The following is a 17,365-nucleotide window of genomic DNA, read 5'->3' on the forward strand; positions in this document are numbered from 1 at the left end:
ATGGTCAAAAGCCAGTTCGACTCGAGCCAATATGTCGACGCCAAAGTCCCTGCCACGCACTCTAGACGCCTGGGTACAGCATCTGGGCAAGTTGCCGCTGCCAATCGAGCAGCAGCAGCACTTGCGCCTGCGTCGCATCCTGGGTGACAGCCGCAAAACCTGGCGCGAAATCGCCGAGACCATCGAGCTGAGCCCATCCTTCGCCCTGCAGGTCCTGCGCGAAGCCAACCAGTCGGGCAACAGCCTCAGCGATCCGGCCGAAAGCGTCGAAACGGCCCTTTCACGCCTGGGCCTGAGCCGCTGCGAGGCGCTACTCAACCAGGCGCCAGCGCTGCCCGAGGGCGAGATTCCTCAGGCGTTTCGCCAGATACTGCTGATCAGCCAGCACGCCAGCCAGCAGGCCCGCGGGCTGTTCGGCGCTCGTTTGGCACGGCTGTGGAACGAACTGCATGGCTGCAGCCTGCTGTTTCTCGCACCGATCTGGCCGCTGCTGTGCGCCCACCCGCAATTGCTCGAAGCCTGGGAACAGCGGGTGCTGCTCAAAGGCGAACGACCGGCTGCTGTGGAGAAGGACCTGCTGGGCGTCAGCCTGATCCAGCTGTGCCTCAAGCTGGCTGAACGCTGGCGCCTGCCGGAGTGGATCGTGCGCGGCTATCGCCTGCTGGAGCGTGACCGCCGCCAGTTGGTCAAGGCGCTGCATATCGCCCGCGATAACGAGCATCCGCTGCATCAGCAACAGATGCTCGACGAAGATACTTCCCTGCGTCACTGGCTCACTCAACCGAGCAATTGCGTGCTGCTGGCCAACGGCCTGGCGGTGTCGGCCCACCACGCCTGGGATACCGCGCACAGCCTGCGCTGGCAGCGTCTTACCGGGCTGTACCTGCAGATTCCCTTGTGCGAGCTGCAGCAGGAAGTGCATCAACATGCCGTCAGCAGCGCCCGTCTGATCCATGACGCCGTGCTCTGGCATCCGGCACAGGCATTGATTTGGCCGTGGGACGCCCATCGCCTGAAGCCGGCGGTCACCGCCGCGCCACCGCCCAAGCGTGACGACCTTGCCGCCTGGCGGCAGCATTGCGCGCGCCTGCTGGCCGAGCCCAGCAGCTTCGCCAATGTGCCGCAGCTGACTGCATGCGCCCGCGACGCGCTGCAAGCCTGCGGTCTGAAGCGCGTTCTGCTGATGCTCGCCGATCGTCATCACACCCGCCTGCAGACCCAGCAACACGCGGGCCTCGATGCCAGCGCGGCGAGCCTCAGCCTCGATCCGGCACAAAGCCAGGTCCTGAAACGCCTGCTCAGCGAGCCGGGCCAGTTGCGTATGACCCCCAGCAACATCGCGCAGTTTTCTGCCCTGCTGCCGGGCAACCTCAAGGCCCTGTTCCCCAGCGAACATCTGCTGCTGCGCTCTCTCGCCAGCAATGGTCGAGTGGTAATGCTGGTCGTGGCCGACCAGGGCGGCCAGCCGCTCAATGACGTCAGCCTGCAGGCCTTCGCCAAGACCGTGCAGTGCATCGAGCGCGCGCTGGGCTGCTTTTCCAGACGCGGACGCTGAAGAGTCCGCTACAATCGACCTCTTTTCATACGACGAGGCCGAGATGTCCGCCTTCGACAATCTACCTCTGGTGATCGAACCGGCCGAGCTGGCCGAGCGCCTGGACGCGGCCGACCTGATCCTGCTCGACCTCAGCAGTGCAGCGCGTTACGCCGCCGGCCACATTCCGGGCGCGCGCTGGGTGGATACCAAGCGTACGCAGTTGGGCCAGCCGCCCGCTCCCGGTCTGCTACCCGAACGCGCGCAGCTCGAAGCGCTGTTCGCCGATATCGGCCACCGGGCCGAGGCCACCTACGTGGTTTACGACGATGAGGGCGGCCCCTGGGCCGGCCGCTTCATCTGGCTGCTCGATGTGATCGGCCATCAGCATTACCACTTCCTCAACGGCGGCCTGCAGGCCTGGATCGGCGACGGACTCGAGCTGAGCCAGGACGTGCCCGCCGTGGCCCGCAACGAAGTGACGCTGACCCTGAGCGACGCCCCTACCGCCACCCGCGACTACCTGCAATCACGCCTGAATTCGGCCGACCTAGCCATCTGGGACGTGCGCGGCGCGGACGAATATCGCGGCGAGAAGCTGAGTTCGGCACGTGGCGGGCACATCCCCGGCGCAACCCATTTCGAATGGACTGCAGGCATGGACCCACAGCGCGGCATGCGCATTCGCACGGACATCGCCGAAGTTCTGCAGGGCCTGGGCATCACACCGGACAAGGAAGTGATCACTCACTGCCAGACTCATCGCCGCTCCGGCTTCAGTTACGTGGTGGCTAAGGCGCTCGGATACCCGCGCGTGAAAGCCTACGCTGGCTCCTGGTCCGAATGGGGCAACCTGCCCGATACGCCCATCGAACGCTGAGCCCGCAAACCTTCAATTGCACCCTGCGCCGGCCACAGCGCAGGCAGGAACCTCAAGGAAACACGATGAAACAACGTCTCTTTATCCTCAGCCAGTACCTGCTGCCTCATCACCTGCTGTCGCGCCTGATCGGCTGCGTTGCCGAGTGCCGCATCGGATGGCTCAAGAATCCGCTGATCTCGTGGTTCGCCAAGCAGTACGAGGTCAACATGAGCGAAGCGCAGAACGAAGACCTGCGCGCCTTCGAGCACTTCAACGCCTTCTTCACCCGCGCCCTGAAGGCAGGCGCGCGCCCGCTGGATGAAACCGCCGGCGCCATTCTCAGCCCGGCCGACGGTGCGATCAGCCAGCTCGGCACCATCGAGCACGGGCGTATCTTCCAGGCCAAGGGCCACAGCTTCAGCACGGTCGAATTGCTTGGTGGCGATGCCGAGCGCGCGGCGCCGTTCATGGGCGGCCAGTTCGCCACCGTGTACCTCTCGCCGAAGGATTACCACCGCGTCCATATGCCGCTGGGTGGCACGCTGAAGGAGATGGTCTACGTTCCGGGCCGTCTGTTCTCGGTCAACCAGACCACCGCGGAGAACGTGCCGGAACTGTTCGCCCGCAACGAGCGCGTGGTCTGCCTGTTCGACACCGAGCGCGGGCCGATGGCCGTGGTACTGGTGGGCGCGATGATCGTCGCCAGCATCGAGACGGTATGGGCCGGCCTGGTCACCCCGCCCAAGCGCGAACTGAAGAGCACGCGTTACGACGCGCCAGCGCGCGGGCCGATCGAACTGGCCAAAGGTGCGGAAATGGGTCGCTTCAAGCTGGGCTCCACGGCCATCGTCCTGTTCGGTCCGAACCAGGTGCAGTGGGCCGAAGAACTCTGCGCTGGCAGCGCCGTGCGCATGGGCCAGTTGCTGGGCAACGCTCAGGGCTGAGCGTCCGGGAAAGGAACCCGCATCTCGACCGTTCGGTCATAGATCCGTACTCTGGCGAGGCAGCCTGTCCAGGCGGACGGGCTGCCAGCACAGGCAGATACTGCTAGAGTTCGAAAGACTATTACTAGAGCCGCTCGTTATTGCGTGGCCGGAGTATCCGAGTTTGATGGACAAACAGAGTACCCACCTTCAACTGTTGCGCGTTCCCACACCGAGCAAGCAAAGCCTCAGCTTCTGCGACGGCAGCCCCCGTGACCTCAAACGCTGGATCGCAGGCCTGCCCAAGGCGAACATCGGTGAAACCGCGCGGCAGTTGTATCAGAGCCTGGTGGAACTCAACCAACTCCTCACCCCCTCGGAAAACCGCCTGCAACTGCTGGAGCTGCTACGCCCTGAAGTGAGCTTCGTCTGCCTGCACCTCGAGCGCCACTTTCTCAACCAGGCCATCGTTCTCGACGAGCGCCCGCGCAAGGTCGCCAACCTCTGCCAGGCACTGCAGAACCATTTGGCGGTCGGCTACAAGCTGATCATCTCACGCGTCATCGCACGCAGCGGCAAGGACCGCGACCAACTCCTCGCCATCGCCCTGCAACGCGCCAGTCACAGCCTTTGCAGCCCGCTGGTCCGCGCCAGCCAGCTGTACTGCCCGGTGCCCGAGGGGCTCTGGCTGGAGCTGCACCAGCTGTATCAGATCGCCTGTGAGCAGCGCCTGCAGCGTCAGGTCATCCGTGACCCGCTGGCTCGCCACACCCAGGGCCTGAGCACCGAGCAGACCTACATCACCGCATTGCTGCTGGGCTGCGCGCGCACCAACCAGATGCGCCAGAACGGCATCGCGCGCCTGGCCGAAGCGCTGGAGCCCTGGAGCGCGCTGATCAAGCTGCAGCCCGGCGACCATCCGCACAGCCTGTTCGTGCTGGCACCGCAAGTCGATGGCCCGCCGCGCTACAAGTCGCTGTATCAGAGCAGCGAACTGCATAACCTGCTGGGCATCGACACGCAGCCGCTGGTCGACGCGATCAAGGAATACCTGGAGCTGCCCGAGGGCGAGCGCAGCAAGTCACGCCTGATGATTCCGGAAGGCATCAGCCTCGACCTGCTGCAACACGTTGCCGCAGCCTGGGGCGACATCGCCGAGCGCACCTTTCAGCGCACGCCGGGCCAGGGCAACCTGACCCTGTGCATCGGCATGACCGCGCTGCATTTCTTCCTCTCCGGCCGTCGCTCCTTCGCTGAGGTGCTCAAGCGCCCTGTGGAAATCGGCGCAGCCGTGTTCAAGCCGTCCACCGGCGAGCCTGACGTCTGGTCGAATGCCTTCGATGCCCAGCGCAGCGCCACTGACGAGATCCATTTCGAAGAGATTCAGTACACCAAGGTCACCCCTGGCGAACAGGCGCCGCCCGAGAGCAACGGCGAGAATTACCCGACCTTCCCCCTGGCCATCGTCAATCACAGTCCTGGCGGCTATTGCCTGTCCTGGCCCAAGGAGGTTCCCAGCCAACTGCAGGCCGGCGAGCTGCTGGGTGTGCAGGACAGCCCCAGCCAGGGTTGGAGCGTGGCCATCGTGCGCTGGATTCGTCAGGTGCGCGGCGGCGGCACGCAGATGGGCATCGAGCTGATCGCGCCGCATGCACGCCCCTGCGGCCTGCAACTGCTGCGCAAGGGCGAGCAGAGCAGCCAGTTTCTGCGCGCCCTGCTGCTACCGGAAATCAGCGCGATTTCCCGTCCTGCCAGCCTGATCACGCCGCGCCTGCCGTTCCAGGAAGGCAGCAAGGTGCTGATCAACGACCACGGCGAAGAGCACCGCGCGGTGCTTACGCGTAGACAGGTCAGCACCGGCAGCTTCAGTCAGTTCGAATATCACCGCGTGGGCGTTGAAGAGGGCGCAGCCGGGACACCGGTCACAGCCTCGCAAAGCCAGAAGCCTGCCGGGGAGGAAGATTTTGACTCGCTCTGGAAGTCGCTGTAGGCTCCGGCGGACTCACCATTTGTCGCCTTTTCGCGCCCGTTCGGCGCGGTAATGACCTTCTCTATGGCCATCGAAAAAAAAACCATCCGCCTGCTGATTCTCGAAGACTCACAGAACGAAGCAGAGCGCCTGGTCAGTCTGTTTCGCAATGCCGGGCACGCTACGCGCGTGCATCGCCTGACCTCCAGCGACGACCTGGCTGAAACCCTGCAACAGACCTGGGATTTGCTGATCTGCGCGCCGAGCAGCGAGCAACTCGATCCCAGCGAGGCGATCACCGCCATCCGCCGCCAGGCCAAGGACATCCCCGTCATCCAGCTGGTCGAAGACAACGACTCCGAGATCATCACCGAAGCGCTGCTGTTCGGTGCGCAGGACGCCCTCCAGCAAGGCGAGGACGAGCGCCTGGTACTGGTGGCCAAGCGCGAGCTCGCCAACCTGGAAGAACGTCGCGCCCGTCGCGCTGCCGAAGTGGCACTGCGTGAGGCGGAAAAGCGCTGCCAGTTGCTGCTTGATAGTTCTGTGGACGCGATCACCTACGTCCACGACGGCATGCATATCTATGCCAACCGCGCGTACCTTGAGCTGTTCCGCTACGAGGATGGCGAAGAGCTCGAAGGCATGCCGATGATCGACCTGATCGCCTGCGAGGATCACGGCTCGTTCAAGGACTTCCTGAAGAACTACCAGAACGCCGAAGGTCATGCCGAGCTCAGTTGCCAGGGCGTGCGCGCCGACGGCAGCAGCTTCGCCGCGCAGATGAGTTTCTCTCCGGCCAGCTACGATGGCGAGCCGTGCATCCAGGTGGTGATCCGCGCAGAAACCTCCAATGCCGAGCTGGAAGAAAAACTGCGCGAAATCAGCAGTCAGGACCTGGTCACCGGCCTGTTCAACCGCAACCACTTCCTAGAGCTGATGGACAACGCCGCCGAGCGCGCCGTCAGCACCGGCCAACCCTCGACCCTGGCGTATATCCGCGTCGACCGCTACGCCGGCATGCAGGGCGAGATCGGCCTGGCCGGTATCGACCTGCTACTGACCGACCTGGCCGGCCTGCTGCGCGCGCATTTCCCGGCGGAGACCCAGCTGGCCCGTTTCGGTGACGATGTGTTCGCCGTCCTGCTGCCGGGGCAGGCGCCCGAGCAGTGCCAGGCCAGCCTGGCGGCCCTGTTGAAGAAGGTCGAGGGCCACCTGTTCGATGTCAGCGGTCGCACCGTGCAGACCACTCTGTCGATCGGCGTGGCGGGACTCAGCGAGAAAACCGCCAAGGCGCAGGAAGTCATCGATCGCGCGCACCGCTGCGCCGACGAGCTCAGCGACGGCAACGCCATCAAGCTGTTCAACCCGGCCGACGAGCTGGCCGCCGCCGCCAACCGTGGCAACCTGCTGGCGATGGTGCAACAGGCGCTGGAGAACAACAGCTTCCGCCTGCTGTTCCAGCCGATCATCAGCCTGCGTGGCGACGCCCACGAACACTACGAAGTGCTGCTGCGCCTGCTCAGCCCGCAGGGTGAGGAAGTGCCGCCTGCGCAGTTCCTCGCCGCGGCCAAGGATGCCGGGCTGGGCGAGAAGATCGACCGCTGGGTGATCCTCAACTCGATCAAGCTGCTGGCCGATCATCGCTCCAAAGGCCACAACACCCGACTGTTCGTGCACCTGTCCAGCGCCAGTCTGCAGGATCAGACCCTGCTGCCGTGGCTCAGCGTGGCGCTCAAGGCCGCGCGCCTGCCGTCCGATTCACTGGTATTCCAGTTCAGCGAGCCCGATGCCATTACCTACCTGAAGCAGGCCAAGGTGCTGACCCAGGGCCTGGCGGAGCTGCACTGCAAGGTCGCCCTGAGCCAGTTCGGCTGCGCCCTGAATCCGTTCAACACGCTCAAGCACCTGCAGGTGGACTTCGTCAAAGTCGACGGCTCGTTCACCCAGGACCTGAGCAACGCCGACAATCAGGAAGCGCTGAAAACGTTGCTCAGCAGCCTGCATGCCCAGGCCAAGCTGACCATCGTGCCCTTTGTCGAAAGCGCCAGCGTGCTGGCCACGCTGTGGCAGGCCGGGGTCAACTTCATCCAGGGCTACTACCTGCAGGGCCCGAGCCAGTCGATGGACTACGACTTCTCGGCCGGCGACGAATAAATCACCCACAACGTTCCTACCAAGCGCCGTACCTACGTGTCTAGTCCTGAAATAGGTTTACACCGTTTCAGCTAGATTTGCGGTACCTAGAACGCCCGATGCACTGCATCGGGCGTTCTGTATTTCAGGGCCAGATGTGGTCGCTCTGTGTTATAGATCTGATCGCCTCGCCGACCATCAATCTGGCCTGCTCCAAGTCATTGGCCCTGCACAGCAGTAACTCATGCTTGAGGATTCCATTGACCCGCGCTGCAAGCGCGCTCTCATAGCAGTCGGTCATCGAGCACTGCACCCCGTGGCGCTTATGCAGCGCCTGACAAAGCGCTGAGTGATAGTGGATTCCGCGATTAGGGTGGTGGACGAGCATTTGATTACTCCGACGTCCTCGTAGTGCCTGCCGGAAGGCGATCGCCACCGACTCGGCATGCAAACTCTCATGGAAATGATGGTCGACTTTCGTGAGTAGAAGTCACTTTCTGCCCGGGGGAAACCAAATCAGCGATCAGCTCCCAAGCTGCATCTGGGAGTTCGTAGCGCTTTGCCAAGCGGGCCTCCAACCTGTCATGGCGCCAATCTTAGCCGTTTGACTTTTCGTACAGAGCCTAGATTTGGCGGCGTAAGCCTTCCAGTAGTCGCTCCAGCGCGCCCTGGTTGGCCTTGAGCACGTTCAGGCCGGCCTGGCTCATACGCTGCATTTCGTCCGGCTCGCCCAGCAGCGTCACGACCCTGCCGGCCAACTGCTCGGCATCTTCCACTTCACTAAGGGCGCCGGCCTCGCGCAACTGCGCGGCGATTTCCAGGAAGTTGAACAGGTGCGGGCCGCTCAACACGGGTTTGCCCAGGGCCGCCGGCTCCAGCAGGTTGTGGCCGCCGTTGGCCACCAGGCTGCCACCGACGAAGGCGATATCTGCCAGGGCATAGAGAAACAGCAGCTCGCCCATGGTGTCGCCCAGCAGCACCTGATCAACAGGCTGGACCGCTTCGCCGGTGGAGCGACGGCGAGTCTTCATGCCCTGGCTCAGGCACAAATCATGAACGGCGTTGAAGCGCTCCGGGTGACGTGGCACCAGGATCAGCAGTGCGTCCGCTCGGGCCTTAAACAACTGACGGTGGGCGGCGAGGATGATCTCGTCCTCACCCGCATGGGTGCTGGCCGCGATCCACACCGGGCGCTGCTCGGCCTGCCACTGGCGGCGCAGTTCAGCCGCCCGCTGTGGTAGTTCGGCATCGATCTTCAAGTCGAACTTGATCGAGCCGGTCACTTCCACGCAGCCAGGGCGAGCACCCAGGTCGAGAAAGCGCTGCGCCTCGGTCTGAGTCTGCACGGCGATCAGCGACAGTTCGCCGAGCATCGGCGCGGTGAGTTTGCCAAAGCGTGCATAGCCACGTGCCGAACGCTCGGACAGGCGCGCATTGGCCAGGGTCACCGGGATACCGCGCCTGGCGCACTGGTGGATATGGTTCGGCCACAGCTCGGTTTCCATCACCACGGCCAAGCGTGGTTGTACGCGGTCGAGAAAACGTGCGGCGGCCCAGGGCAGGTCGTAGGGCAGGTAGCAGTGCTGCACGCTGTCGCCGAACAGCGCCTGGATGCGCTCGGAGCCGGTCGGCGTCATGCAGGTCACGGTGATCGGCAGTTCGGGGTAGCGCGCCTGCAATGCGCGGATCATCGGCGCGGCGGCGATGCTTTCGCCCACCGATACCGCGTGCACCCAGATGCCGCCGGGTTTCATGGCCGGCAGGCCGAGGGAGAAGCGTTCGTTGATGCGGTGCGCGTAGGCCGGCGCCTTGCGTGCGCGCAGCGCCAGGCGCAGGGCGATCAGGGGCAGGGCCAGGTGCAGTAGCAGCGTGTAGAGGAGTCTGTTCATGGGGGCGCAGCTTAGCGTCGCGGGCGATGCGCTGGAAGGGCGGTCATGCCTGCGGCCGCAACAGTTCGCGTGCCAGGCAATCGGCCAGCCAGTTGGCTGCGGGGCCGAGCGCGCCGTCGCGGCGGGTGACCAGCTCCACCACCAGCGGCAGTGGCGCCCAGTCGCTGCGCAGTTCCTGCAGATGGCCCTGGTACGTCGGATATTGCGCCACGTGGCGCGGCAGCCAGGCCCAGCCAACGTTACGAATCACCAGTTCGGCCATGACGTAGAAGCTGTCGGCGCGCCATACCAGCGGGCTGATCTGTTCGCCGCCGGGGTAGTGGCTGTCCTGCGGCGTCATTAGCAATTGGCGATGCTCGGCCAGGTCGCGGCGTTCCACACTGGCGAGTCCAGCCAGCGGATGATTCGGGCTGCACACCGTGACCATTTCGATGGTGCCTAGGCGTTGGCTCTCGAGTTCTCTCGGCATCTGCTCGTGATGGAACAGCAGGCCCAGATCCGCCTGGTGCTGCAGCAGCTTGCGGGCCACGTCGCCCTGCGCGCCGCTGGAAAGCTGGACCTCCAGCAAGGGGAAGGCATCGGCGAGCGCCTCCAGGCTGGCCAGCACCGGCTGGTAGGGCATGGCCTCATCCTGCGCCAGGCGTAGACGCGCCTCTTCGCCTCGGGCCAGGCCCAGCGCACGGCCGTCGAGCCGTTCGCATTGCTGCAGCACGCTGCGCGCCTGTTCCAACAGGGCCTTGCCGGCTTCGGTCAATTGCGGCTGGCGCCCGCTGCTGCGCTCGAAGAGGGTAACGCCGAGATCGCTTTCCAGCAGGGCGATGGCGGTGCTGACCGCAGACTGCGCACGCCCGGTTTCACGGGCCACCGCAGAAAAGGAGCGGCATTCGGCGGTGCGAACGAACAGGTACAGTTGATCGAGATTCCAGTTCATGGCGACCTATCTCACAAGCAGATAGGTAATGACTTTATCCCATCATCGAAGAATCTAGAATGGCGACCATTGTTCAGGAGCCGCCATCATGCCCGGATACCTCTATCTCGCCATCGCCATCGCGGCCGAGGTGGTCGCCACCACCTCGATGAAGGCGATCGATGGCTTCAACAAACCCTTGCCGCTGTTGCTGGTGGTTGGCGGGTACGGCATCGCGTTCTGGATGTTGACGCTAGTGGTGCGCACCATTCCGGTGGGCATCGCCTACGCCATCTGGGCGGGCTTGGGCATCGTCTTGGTCAGCGTCGCCGCGATGTTCATCTACCAGCAGAAGCTCGACCTGCCAGCCGTACTGGGCATGGGGCTGATCGTCAGCGGTGTTCTGGTGATCCAGCTGTTCTCGCAATCGACCGGGCATTGATGGCCGCGGGGCAGGCGGCTGACGCGTTATACTGCGCGCCTGTTTTCGCCGAGGCCCGTTCATGTCCCAGTCTCTCAGCACCGATGTCCTGATCGTTGGTGGCGGTATCGCCGGCCTCTGGCTCAACGCTCGCCTGCGTCAGCAGGGCTTTGCCAGCATTTTGGTGGAGCGCGGCAGCCTGGGCGGCGGGCAGAGTCTGAAATCGCAAGGCATCATCCATGGCGGTGCCAAGTATGCCCTGCATGGCGCGCTGACCGGCGCCTCCGAGGCCATCGCCGATATGCCGCGCCGCTGGCGCGAGGCGCTGGCTGGTACGGGCGAGCTGGATCTGTCCGGCGTGCGCATTCTTTCCGATGCCCATTACCTTTGGTCGCCCGGTACTCTGGCTGGCAACCTCACCAGTTTCTTCGCCAGCAAGGCGGTGCGCGGCCGGGTCGATCAGGTCAAGGGCGAGCAATTGCCGCCGGCGCTGCAGCATCCGAAGTTCAAGGGCAAGGTCTATCGTCTGGCCGAGCTGGTGCTCGACGTGCCGAGCCTGATCGCCCGTCTGGCCGAACTGGCTGGCGACGGCCTGCTGGCTGCCGAGCGTATCGAGCCGCTTCAGGAAAACGGCGAACTGCGCGGGCTGATCGTCGATGGCCGCGAGATTCGCGCACAGCGCGTGGTGCTCAGTGCCGGCGCCGGTAACGCCGAGCTGCTCGCTGCGTTGGGTATCGAGCAGCCGGCGCAGCAGTTGCGTCCCTTGCATATGGTGGTGGCCAAGGGGCCGGCGCTGAAGCCGCTGTACGCTCACTGTCTCGGCGGCGGGCCCAAGCCGCGGGTGACCGTGACCACTCATCCGGCGGCCGATGGCCAGTGGGTCTGGTATCTGGGCGGCGATCTGGCTGAGGCCGATGGCGTCGCCCGCGACGAGGCGGCGCAGATCCAGGCCGCGCAGAAGGAAATGGCAGCGTTGCTGCCGTGGGTCGACCAGAGCCAGACGCGTTGGGCCACGCTGCGTGTGGATCGAGCCGAACCCGCGCAGTCAGGCCTGGTGCGGCCGGACAACGCCTTTCTCGCTGAACAGCAGTGCCTGTTGGTGGGTTGGCCAACCAAGCTGGCGCTGGCGCCGGACTTCGCCGATCGCGTGCTGGCCGCGCTGCAGCGCGAGCATGTGCAGCCGGCGGCTCATGCACCGCTGCCCGAACTGCCACGCCCATCGCTGGGCCAGCCGGTCTGGGAGGCGCTGCTGCCATGAGCACGTTGCACGATCTGCATCGCCCGCTGGGCTCCACCGGATTGCGGGTTTCGCCGCTGGGCCTGGGCACGGTCAAGCTCGGCCGCGACCAGGGCGTGAAGTACCCCAACGGCTTCACCATTCCCGACGACGCCCAGGCCCGTGCCCTGCTGAATCAGGCGCGCGAGCTGGGCATCAATCTGATCGATACCGCGCCGGCCTACGGCGTCAGCGAACAGCGCCTCGGCCCGCTGTTGCGTGGCCAGCGCGATGAATGGGTGATCGTCAGCAAGACGGGCGAAGAGTTCGAGCAAGGCCAGTCGCATTTCGATTTCTCCCCGGCGCACACGCGGCTGTCCGTGGAGCGCAGCCTCAAGCGTCTGCACACCGACCGCATCGACCTGCTGCTGGTGCATTCCGACGGCAATGACCTGAGGGTGCTGCAAGATACCGGCGTTTACGAGACGCTGGCCGAGCTCAAGCGCGAAGGCAAGATTCTCGCATACGGCATTTCCGGCAAGACCGTCGAAGGCGGGTTGCTGGCGCTGGAGCAGGGCGACTGCGCCATGGTCACCTATAACCTCGGCGAGCAGGGCGAAAAACCCGTATTGGACTACGCTGCCAGTCACGCCAAGGGCATTCTGATCAAGAAGGCGCTGGCCAGCGGCCACGCCTGCCTGGCCGAGGGTGTCGACCCGGTGCGCGCCAGCTTCGAGCTGATCTTCGCGCACCCGGGTGTCAGCAGCGCCATCGTCGGCACCATTACACCTGCCCACCTGGCGGCCAATGTGGCGACCGTGGCGGATGTCCTGCAGGGCCTTGGCTGAGGCTGCGGTCACGTCCTCTTACAGCCTTGGGTTGTGTTGGGTGGCCGGCTTGGGGCAGCCTTGAACGGTTTTCGCTCAACCTGACCTCGCGTGAGCGCTGGCCGCCGAGCCGGTTCACGCCCAGACGGAACAAGGAGTCGAGATGGCGCGTACGCTGATCCGCAAGGACCCGAGTAACTTCAAGACCCTGCCGCTGTTCGTCGAAGCCAGCCCGGACGGGCTGAGCTACCGGAGCCTGGGACAGCCGCTGAACTTCCAGCAGATGCTCGAACGGCGCAGGCCGCTCGAAGTGGCCGACAGCGCGCACTTTTCCGTGGAACTGGCCAACCTCGGCGTGTCGGTGCGCCTGACCCTGCGCCTGCAGGGACGTGATTACTGGTTGCTGGTGCGCCAGCGCCGCCCTGATCGCGGCGATACCGTACTCAAACTGATTTCCGGCTACGTGCCGGCCCATGAACTCAACCTGCCGCTGCTCACCGCCATTCAGGAGGTGGCCGAGGAATGCCTACTGGAAAGCGCCGATGGCTGGCTGGCCGGGCGCTTCGGCGATACCTGGCTGCCGACGCCCTATCAGGGGGCCCTGCGTTACCGGCAAGCCAGCCATTTTCGCCTCAGCCCGCTGTCCGGCGCGGCGCGCCCGGTGCAATGCGGCAACCTGACCTTGCTGGAGCGCCCGCGCGCTTACGTGCATGTGCCGACAGCGTCCCTGCAACTGGTCTACGACCTGAGCCTGGAGCTGCCGCGCGATGCCCGTCAGTTGAGCCTGTTCCACGTCGATGAGTGCCTGGAGGATGGCCGCCTGGTGGCGCGCCTGGAGCGTCGTCGGCCGGATATCTTCCTGCTGGCGCTGCACCGGGGCGCGCCCAGTGGCGGCTTGTTCACCTTGCGTAAGGGGGTACTGCAGGCGGCCAGCACTCGCGGGGTGTGGCTATCGGAAAGCTTCGCCGAGCAGGATGGCTGGCTGGTGCGTGACGAGCGGGTTCGCTGGAAGGACTGGCTGCTGCGTTACGGCGTCAAGATGCCGCAGCGGCGGGCGCTGGCCAGCGCCTAATCGATAAAGCCGGGCGTCAATGCGCCCGGCTGTCGTGCATGCGCGTCAGCTGCCGTTCCAGCAGCGCCGGATAAGGGTCGAGCAGGCGCTCCACGCAGCTGGCACCTTCCGGGCTGGCGATCGGACGGATGCGCGCGCGCTGGCGCGCCAGGGCATCCTGCGCGACGCGTTGCTCCACCAGCAGCAGGTTGCGGCTGTGCTGTGACAATGCCAGCGCGTCCAGGGCGCTGTCGCTGAGCAGCAGTTCGGCCTGGCCCAGTTCTTCCAGGTCGCTGCCCAGGGTCAAACCCAGTTGCAGTTGCAGGGTGATGCCGCTGTCGGCGACTTCGATCTGCAGGGCGTGGCCCAGGGCGCGCATCAGCTCGCCGCAGCAGATGGCGTGGGTCAGGTAGTCCTCGCCGCACTCGCGCTCGTGGAACAGCATCAGGCTGCTGCCGTCCTTGAGGGTATGCAGCTGCCCCTGATACAGCGCGGCGGCCTGTTCCAGGCAACCCCGATAACGATCCAGCAAATCCAGCAGGCGCGTGCGCGGCAGGCGGCGCAGTTGTTCCTGGGCGCCGAGCTGAATGGCCAGCACGGCGCTGGCCTGCGATTGTCGCGGGGCCTTGGCCGCCAGTGCCGGCGCTGCGGATTCGGATTCATCGCGCAGGTCGGCAAAGGGATCGTCGGGCTCTATCGAGTCTGGCCAGGGCTTGAGCTGTTCGTCATCGTCTTCATGCAGGTCCGTCTCATCGAACTCATGCTCGGTGCTGCGTTTCTGCGGCACGTCGACGCGTTCGTCATCCTCTTCCGCAAGGTAGTCCTCGACGTCGTCGAGCAGCGGCTCGTCATCCAACTCCGGCTCGGGTTCGGGCTTTTCCGGCACCAGGCGTGCCTGCAGCTGGCGCGCGAGGTCGCCGATCTCGTCGTTGCGCCCTGCGCCGGGTGCGGGATCGTCCGGGTCGCGCAGCCACAGGCGCATCTGCAGCAATGGTGTGGAAATATGCCGGCCCAGGCGCATGCTCAGCGACAGGGTCAGGGCCAGCAGTATCAGGCTGAGAATGCCCATGCTCTGCAGACTGATGGTCATCGGCTGCTGGAACTGGCTCATGTCCAGGCTGATGCGCAGCTGCCCGGCCATCACTTCCTGAAAGGTGATGGAGGTGGAATACAGGCCCTCGGTCTCGCCCAGCACGCTGCGCGTCGGGCGCGGGCCGGCTTCGGCGAGGATGCGACTGTCCACGCTGTAGATGGCGGCATGGGCCACCAGCGGGTTCTTCGCCAGGTTGCTGAGCAGCACGTTGAGACTGAGGATGTCGTTGGACACCAGCAGTTCGGTGGCCGAGGCCGCCGTCTGGGTGATCAGCGCCTGGCCCAGGGCATCGGCCTGCTGCTGCATGGCCTGCTTGAACTGCATGCCCATGACCCAGGCATAGATGACCATCGCCAGCGCCACCAGCAACAGGCTGTGGCTAGCGATGCGCAGCACCAGGGGCACCCGCCGCTGACGCAGCGCGTGGAAGATCATGATGAAGAAGTTGTCGGGTTTGACGGGCGCGGGCCGGTTCACAGAGCACGGCTCTTGTCGACTGAAGTTGCCGCGCAGTATAGCGAGCGGCCTGGAGCGGGCAAAGCGCATGGCTGCCCGGATCGACGGGAAACTGGGTAGAATGTGCGCCTTTTCGTCGGTCGGTGGTCAATTCGCCGCCTGCCTGCCTCAATCGTTTGCCCTGGAGAGTGCGTCTTGCGCGAAATCGTCCTGATCAACATCACCGGCGAAGACCGCCCCGGACTCACCGCAGCCATCACCGGTGTGCTGGCCCAGGGCGGGGTGAACATCCTCGATATCGGTCAAGCGGTGATCCACGACACCCTGTCGTTCGGCATCCTCATCGAGATTCCGGATAACGGCCGCTCCCAGTCCGTGCTCAAGGACCTGCTGTTCACCGCCTACGAGCTGGATCAGCAGGTGCGCTTCACCCCGGTTTCCGAAGACGACTACCGGCAGTGGGTTGGCGGCCAGGGCAAGGCCCGCCATATCGTCACCCTGCTGACGCGCAAGGTCAGTGCCGAGCAGTTGCAGCGGGTCAGCGCGATCACCGCCAAGTACGGTCTGAATATCGATCATATCGACCGGCTTTCCGGGCGCATGCCGCTGGACATGCCGGCCGAGCAGGGCAAGGGCTGCATCGAATTCTCCGTGCGCGGCGAGCCGGCCGACCCTGTTGCGCTGCGCGCCGAGTTCCTCAGCGTGGCGCAGGAGCTCAACGTCGATATCGCCTTCCAACGCGACTCGGTGTTCCGCCGCAATCGCCGTCTGGCGGTGTTCGACATGGACTCGACGCTGATCGAGGCCGAGGTGATCGACGAGCTGGCCAAGGCCGCCGGTGTCGGTGAACAGGTGATCGAAATCACCGAGCGGGCCATGCGTGGCGAGCTGGACTTCCGCGCCAGCTTCAAGGAACGCCTGGGCTTGCTGCAGGGTCTGTCGGAGGATGTGCTGGAAGAAATCGGTGCGTCCCTGCGCCTGACCGAAGGTGCCGAGGTACTGTTCGCCGAGCTCAAGCGCCTGGGCTATAAGACCGCCATCCTTTCCGGTGGCTTCAGCTATTTCGCCAAGCAGCTACAGGCCAAGCTGGGTATCGACTACGTGTTCGCCAACGAACTGCAGATCGAGAACGGCAAGGTCACCGGGGTGGCCGTCGAGCCCATCGTCGATGCGCAGCGCAAGGCCGATCTGTTGCGTGAGCTGGCGCAAAAGGAGGGCCTGCAACTGGAGCAGACCATCGCGGTCGGCGATGGCGCCAACGACCTGCCGATGCTTGGCCTGGCCGGCCTCGGTGTGGCGTTCCGCGCCAAGCCGCTGGTCAAGCAATCGGCCAAGCAGGCGATCTCCACCCTGGGATTGGACGGCATTCTCTATCTGCTGGGCTATCGTGATCGCGAGGGGCAGGAATAGTCGCCTGGCGGAATCAGCGATGGAAAACGCCGCGACACCTTCGAAGGTCGCGGCGTTTTTCATTCCGTTTTCTCCCGTTCCAGCCGGTCGATCCTAGCTTCCAGCACTTGGACCTGTTTGCTGGCTTTGCTCTTCGGGGTAACGCCCAAGCGCTCCTGTTGAAGCTGGTTTACCCAGCAACGCAGGGCCGACTCAACCAAGCCCAGCGAACGGCGGCTTCGATATGGCTGTAGCACTGACGAGCACCAGAATGGCGGCCTCTCGTTTGAACTCGGGCGAAAAGGAACGACGTTGCTTGGTCATGAGACACCTCTCTATGGCGAGTCTTGACCTAAATGGGTGTCCGGGTTTAGTAGACACTACAAAGAGCAAAGATGCCGAGACTTGTGCCAGTGATAGTTATCGGACGCAACCTGTGACATCGCAGCGAACCATGAAGCGCAAACCCAAGCTTGGGCTGCCTCGGCGCGCGCTGCGGTGCCTAAGGCAGTATTAGCCTCATACATGCGAAGCAATCCAATAACAGCTGGTGCTCTATCAAGGGGGCCTGCACCGATAGCGTACCCCTTTAGAGCACGCTAAACGGCTCCTGAAACTCTTTGTGGAGAAAAAACAAGCTTCAGCAAGTGCAGACTCGACCGTGGACAGATTATTAACTCGGCAATCAAATA

General features: G+C 64.4%; 13 protein-coding genes and 3 pseudogenes. 11 read left to right on the forward strand and 5 right to left on the reverse strand.

The features are described from left to right. Positions 1-31 precede the first annotated feature (31 nt). The 5 genes from B3P22_RS06115 to B3P22_RS06135 all read left to right on the forward strand — a co-directional run bounded on the left by B3P22_RS06115 (position 32) and on the right by B3P22_RS06135 (position 7,442). Entirely contained in the window at positions 32-1,555 is a 1,524-nt protein-coding gene (locus B3P22_RS06115) for an HDOD domain-containing protein (RefSeq protein ID WP_296270344.1), read from the forward strand. Between the two features lie 43 nt (positions 1,556-1,598). After that, positions 1,599-2,414, forward strand: a complete 816-nt coding sequence (locus B3P22_RS06120; protein ID WP_296270345.1) for a rhodanese-like domain-containing protein — start codon at positions 1,599-1,601, stop codon at positions 2,412-2,414. Positions 2,415-2,479: 65 nt separating this feature from the next. Then, complete coding sequence (asd, locus tag B3P22_RS06125) at positions 2,480-3,340, forward strand: archaetidylserine decarboxylase (protein ID WP_296270346.1); 861 nt, start codon at positions 2,480-2,482, stop codon at positions 3,338-3,340. A 166-nt stretch (positions 3,341-3,506) separates the two neighbouring features. Beyond that, positions 3,507-5,309: a molecular chaperone gene (locus B3P22_RS06130; RefSeq protein ID WP_296270347.1), complete on the forward strand. Its 1,803-nt coding sequence runs from the start codon at positions 3,507-3,509 to the stop codon at positions 5,307-5,309. A gap of 63 nt (positions 5,310-5,372) precedes the next feature. Then, positions 5,373-7,442, forward strand: a complete 2,070-nt coding sequence (locus tag B3P22_RS06135; RefSeq protein WP_296270348.1) for an EAL domain-containing response regulator — start codon at positions 5,373-5,375, stop codon at positions 7,440-7,442. Between the two features lie 86 nt (positions 7,443-7,528). Here B3P22_RS06135 and B3P22_RS06140 read toward each other — a convergent pair. The 3 genes and pseudogenes from B3P22_RS06140 to B3P22_RS06150 all read right to left on the reverse strand — a co-directional run. Then, a pseudogene (locus B3P22_RS06140) lies at positions 7,529-7,896 on the reverse strand (integrase core domain-containing protein); the annotation flags it as partial. Positions 7,897-8,044: 148 nt separating this feature from the next. Then, a complete protein-coding gene (waaA, locus tag B3P22_RS06145; RefSeq protein ID WP_296270349.1) occupies positions 8,045-9,310 on the reverse strand; it encodes a lipid IV(A) 3-deoxy-D-manno-octulosonic acid transferase in 1,266 nt (421 codons plus the stop codon). A 43-nt stretch (positions 9,311-9,353) separates the two neighbouring features. Continuing rightward, the gene (locus tag B3P22_RS06150) at positions 9,354-10,241 is read right to left on the reverse strand and encodes a LysR family transcriptional regulator (protein ID WP_296270350.1); all 888 of its coding nucleotides are present in this window, start codon (positions 10,239-10,241) and stop codon (positions 9,354-9,356) included. Positions 10,242-10,329: 88 nt separating this feature from the next. Here B3P22_RS06150 and B3P22_RS06155 point away from each other — a divergent pair, with 88 nt between their 5' ends. The 4 genes from B3P22_RS06155 (at position 10,330) to B3P22_RS06170 (ending at position 13,756) form a co-directional block, all read left to right on the forward strand. Beyond that, complete coding sequence (locus tag B3P22_RS06155) at positions 10,330-10,662, forward strand: DMT family transporter (protein WP_296270351.1); 333 nt, start codon at positions 10,330-10,332, stop codon at positions 10,660-10,662. 61 nt (positions 10,663-10,723) lie between these two features. Continuing rightward, positions 10,724-11,899, forward strand: coding sequence for an NAD(P)/FAD-dependent oxidoreductase (locus B3P22_RS06160; RefSeq protein WP_296270352.1), 1,176 nt, complete (start codon positions 10,724-10,726; stop codon positions 11,897-11,899). Then, positions 11,896-12,705: an aldo/keto reductase gene (locus B3P22_RS06165; RefSeq protein ID WP_197857029.1), complete on the forward strand. Its 810-nt coding sequence runs from the start codon at positions 11,896-11,898 to the stop codon at positions 12,703-12,705. The genes B3P22_RS06160 and B3P22_RS06165 overlap by 4 nt, the downstream gene beginning before the upstream one ends. Before the next feature lie 142 nt (positions 12,706-12,847). After that, on the forward strand, positions 12,848-13,756 hold the full coding sequence (locus B3P22_RS06170; RefSeq protein WP_296270353.1) for a metal ABC transporter ATPase: 909 nt from the start codon (positions 12,848-12,850) through the stop codon (positions 13,754-13,756). Positions 13,757-13,772: 16 nt separating this feature from the next. Here the strand turns inward: B3P22_RS06170 and B3P22_RS06175 are convergent, their stop codons facing one another. Next, positions 13,773-15,305: an AhpA/YtjB family protein gene (locus tag B3P22_RS06175; RefSeq protein WP_296270354.1), complete on the reverse strand. Its 1,533-nt coding sequence runs from the start codon at positions 15,303-15,305 to the stop codon at positions 13,773-13,775. A gap of 174 nt (positions 15,306-15,479) precedes the next feature. Between B3P22_RS06175 and serB the strand changes: the two genes are divergently transcribed. Beyond that, positions 15,480-16,694: a phosphoserine phosphatase SerB gene (serB, locus tag B3P22_RS06180; protein ID WP_296270355.1), complete on the forward strand. Its 1,215-nt coding sequence runs from the start codon at positions 15,480-15,482 to the stop codon at positions 16,692-16,694. A gap of 65 nt (positions 16,695-16,759) precedes the next feature. On the opposite strand, the pseudogene B3P22_RS06185 reads toward serB, so the two are convergent. Beyond that, positions 16,760-16,997 (reverse strand): annotated as a pseudogene (locus B3P22_RS06185) (transposase); the annotation flags it as partial. A 61-nt stretch (positions 16,998-17,058) separates the two neighbouring features. Here B3P22_RS06185 and B3P22_RS23830 point away from each other — a divergent pair. Beyond that, a pseudogene (locus B3P22_RS23830) lies at positions 17,059-17,160 on the forward strand (IS5/IS1182 family transposase); the annotation flags it as partial. Positions 17,161-17,365: the final 205 nt, after the last annotated feature.

This window comes from Pseudomonas sp. UBA6323, from assembly GCF_002439135.1.
Lineage (GTDB): Bacteria > Pseudomonadota > Gammaproteobacteria > Pseudomonadales > Pseudomonadaceae > Aquipseudomonas.

Bases quoted from the DNA above. Each gene is read 5' to 3' on its own strand.
- B3P22_RS06150 (WP_296270350.1), bottom strand. From the start codon at position 10,241: ATGAACTGGAATCTCGATCAACTGTACCTGTTCGTTCGCACCGCCGAA.
- B3P22_RS06160 (WP_296270352.1), top strand. From the start codon at position 10,724: ATGTCCCAGTCTCTCAGCACCGATGTCCTGATCGTTGGTGGCGGTATC.
- B3P22_RS06120 (WP_296270345.1), top strand. From the start codon at position 1,599: ATGTCCGCCTTCGACAATCTACCTCTGGTGATCGAACCGGCCGAGCTG.
- B3P22_RS06170 (WP_296270353.1), top strand. From the start codon at position 12,848: ATGGCGCGTACGCTGATCCGCAAGGACCCGAGTAACTTCAAGACCCTG.
- B3P22_RS06115 (WP_296270344.1), top strand. From the start codon at position 32: ATGTCGACGCCAAAGTCCCTGCCACGCACTCTAGACGCCTGGGTACAG.
- waaA (WP_296270349.1), bottom strand. From the start codon at position 9,310: ATGAACAGACTCCTCTACACGCTGCTACTGCACCTGGCCCTGCCCCTG.
- B3P22_RS06135 (WP_296270348.1), top strand. From the start codon at position 5,373: ATGGCCATCGAAAAAAAAACCATCCGCCTGCTGATTCTCGAAGACTCA.
- asd (WP_296270346.1), top strand. From the start codon at position 2,480: ATGAAACAACGTCTCTTTATCCTCAGCCAGTACCTGCTGCCTCATCAC.
- B3P22_RS06130 (WP_296270347.1), top strand. From the start codon at position 3,507: ATGGACAAACAGAGTACCCACCTTCAACTGTTGCGCGTTCCCACACCG.
- B3P22_RS06155 (WP_296270351.1), top strand. From the start codon at position 10,330: ATGCCCGGATACCTCTATCTCGCCATCGCCATCGCGGCCGAGGTGGTC.
- B3P22_RS06165 (WP_197857029.1), top strand. From the start codon at position 11,896: ATGAGCACGTTGCACGATCTGCATCGCCCGCTGGGCTCCACCGGATTG.